The organism is Pseudomonas sp. CM25 (genome assembly GCF_013179705.1).
GTDB lineage: Bacteria > Pseudomonadota > Gammaproteobacteria > Pseudomonadales > Pseudomonadaceae > Aquipseudomonas.
The window spans coordinates 1-2,962 of record NZ_JABMCW010000502.1 but is presented as its reverse complement, the minus strand read 5'-3'; the positions used below and the strand labels follow the sequence as shown (position 1 = coordinate 2,962).

The window sequence follows — 2,962 nt, the reverse complement described above, 5'->3', positions numbered from 1 at the left end:
GGTACACCCCGGCCCCGGCGCCACTGCAAACGCCTGCTCTGCCAGGTGCTGCGAGCACTTTCGAGGTTGCCGGCCTATGCTTGAAGCCGCCCGTGCCTGTCCCTCCTCCCTGACCCAGGCTGCAACCGAACTGATGGTCGAGATTGGCTATACCGCCATGACCATGAGAAAGCTGGCCCTGCGCGTCGGCATTCTTCCCGGCAGCCTTTACCATCACGTCGATTGCAAACAGGATCTGCTGCTCAATGTGGTGCTGGAGATCATCGAACGCCGCAAGCAGGCCTGGGAAAACGGCGCCCAACCTCAATCTCTGCATGCTTATGTGCGTTTTGCGCTGGCACGGCAAGTGGCCCTTCCCCAGGAGGAGATGGTCCTTCGTCACGAAGTCAGGCACCTGGACGACCGCCACCGGCTCTGGCTGGAGCGGGCAATGGGGCAACTGGCCGAGCCACTCCGCCAGATTATCGAGGGGGGGTGCGCTCTAGGCCTGTACCGCGTGAGCGACCCTGCCCGAACTGTCGTTGCCATCTTGGCGATCATCGAGAGCGGCAACAGTCTGCGGGTTGGCAATACGGTCTTCGATGAAAATTGGATCGAGCAGCACATCTTGCGGATGTGCAATGCCTTGCTACAGCCCGATCACTGACCTAAGCCGTCTCTGGCGGAACAGCGCCCGCCAGAGCACGCTGCAAGCGGTACTAGGTATCGCGATGATCCTTGCCCCTTAGCCGTTGCCGGAACGCTTCAAACGCCTGCGGATTGACCATGCGTGGCCCCGGCTCCCCGCGCAGCAACTGCAGAATCTGCTCTGCCGCCCACGCGCCCATGCGCTTGCGCGCCTCGCGCGTGACGCCTGCGGTGTGATACAGGCCGACCACGTTTTCAAGGCCAAGCAAAGGATGATCCAGCGCAGGCGGCTCTTGGTCCCAAACGTCGATTCCCGCAGCGCCAAGATGGCCGCAGGCCAACGCGTCATAAAGGGCGACCTCGTCATGCAAGCCGCCACGTGCAGTGTTGATGAATACAGCCCCTTTGCGCATCGCTGCGAAAGCCGACGCGTTCATGAGGTTCAAGGTCGAGGCCAGACGTGGGCAATGCAGCGAGACTACATCACTGTGCTGCAACAGGCTCTGCAACGTGCAACTGGTAGCGCCCCGTTGGCCGATCTGTTCCGCGCTCAGCAGGGGATCATGGGCCAGGACCTGCATGCCCAGGGCCTGGGCTATGCACGCGACACGTGTACCAATCTCACCGATACCGATGAGACCCAAGCTTTTGCCGCACAACTCGCTACCCATCAGGTCTTCGCGAGAAAAGCCGCGATCCCGGCGCAAGCGCCGGTCCGATTCGCTGATCCGCCGCGCGCAATCGATCATCAACCCCACCGTGGCTTCGGCCACCGATTGGGCGTTGGCGCCCGATTGGTTGACGACCAGGACACCCGCGCGAGTGCAGGCTTCGACATCCACCGTGTCAAAGCCTGCACCATTGGTAGAGACACAAAGCAGGTCAGGCAACTGCCCGAGCAGCGCCTCGGTAATACGCCACTGCGGTGGGAGCTCGTCCCGCGCCGAGGGTATCTGAAACACCTGGCAACTGCGCAGCGCCTGCAGGATGACGCCAGGCGACTGGTCACGGGCAACGGTTTGCAGCACGACACCTGGCGAAGCCTCGAACGTCTGGGCCATCACCGGGTGATACCAGACGTCGAAGCGCACGATCTTTTTCCTTTCAGCAGTCATGCTCGCCTCGCCTCAATGGCTGGGGTGGGTAGGGAGGGATTTACGCCCCATGAACTTGCGTACGCCGATGTTCTCCTCAACCTTGCCGTCGCCATCGAGATAACCATGCTTGCCCAGGTCTGGCATCAACAAGGCCGACACCAGGGTGATGGCGCCGATGGCCGCCACGTACAGGTAGAAGTACTGCTCCATTCCCACAGAGCGGAAGGACAGCGCCACATACTCGGCCGAACCGCCGAACATCGCGGCCCCTACGGCGTAAGGCAGGCCCACACCCAGTGCGCGCACAGTCGGTGGATAGAAGTCGGCCTTGAGCACCCCGGTGACCGGTGTATAGAAAGCTGCAATCAGCAAACCGGCGAGCACCAGCCCAAACGCTGCGAGCGGGTCCTGCACTGTCTTGATCGCGGACAGCAACGGGATAACCAGGAAAGTGGACAGCAGGCCGAACAAGATCATGTTGCGGCGCACGCCGATTTTGTCTGCGAGCATGCCGAACACCGGCTGCGCCAGCATGAAGATCACCAATGCGCAAGCCATCATGATGCTGACCGTGGGGGCCGGAATGCCGACACTCACTACCAGGAACTTCTGCATGTACGCGGTAAAGGTATAGAAGTACAGCGAGCAGCCGATGGTGATGGTGAAGGTGAGCAGCACCGCGCGCCGGTGTTGCATCAGGCCCCGGAGCGAGCCGGATTCCTTGCTCTTCATCCCTGCTTCAGTGGCTGTCTCGCGCATGGTGCGGCGCAGGATGACCACCACGATCGAAGCCAGCGCGCCGATCAGGAACGGCACCCGCCAGCCCCAGGCCTTCAGGTCCTGTTCCGACAGCACCAGTTGAAGTACCGCTACCGTCAGCAGCGCCAGCAGTTGCCCGGCAATGATCGTCATGTACTGGAACGAGCCGTAGAACGAGCGCTTCCCGGCGCGGGATACCTCGCTGATGTAGGTGGCGCCAGTGCCGTACTCGGCGCCCACCGACAACCCTTGCATCAGCCGCGCGATCACCAGCAGCACCGGCGCGGCGACACCCACCGTGGCATACGTGGGCATCACCGCGATCATCAACGAGCCGCCGCACATCATGAACACCGAGATGATCATCGAGATCTTGCGCCCCCGGGTATCGGCGATATAGCCGAAGATCCAGCCGCCCAGCGGGCGCATGAAAAAGCCGACGGCAAAGATGCCGGCCGTCGCCAGCAGCTGGCTGGTCT

Annotated in this window: 3 protein-coding genes; 1 reads left to right on the top strand and 2 read right to left on the bottom strand. The window is 62.1% G+C overall.

Annotated elements, in window-relative coordinates; genetic code table 11:
- Positions 1-76 precede the first annotated feature (76 nt).
- Positions 77-646 carry a TetR/AcrR family transcriptional regulator gene (locus tag HP546_RS28540; protein ID WP_172232676.1) on the top strand — a complete coding sequence of 190 codons (570 nt, stop codon included), beginning with the start codon at positions 77-79 and terminating at the stop codon, positions 644-646.
- Between the two features lie 52 nt (positions 647-698).
- Here the strand turns inward: HP546_RS28540 and HP546_RS28535 are convergent, their stop codons facing one another.
- Both HP546_RS28535 and HP546_RS28530 read right to left on the bottom strand, forming a co-directional pair.
- Positions 699-1,742, bottom strand: coding sequence for a hydroxyacid dehydrogenase (locus HP546_RS28535; protein ID WP_172232673.1), 1,044 nt, complete (start codon positions 1,740-1,742; stop codon positions 699-701).
- Between the two features lie 12 nt (positions 1,743-1,754).
- On the bottom strand, positions 1,755-2,962 hold a 1,208-nt coding region (locus tag HP546_RS28530; protein ID WP_172232670.1), incomplete at its 5' end, for an MFS transporter.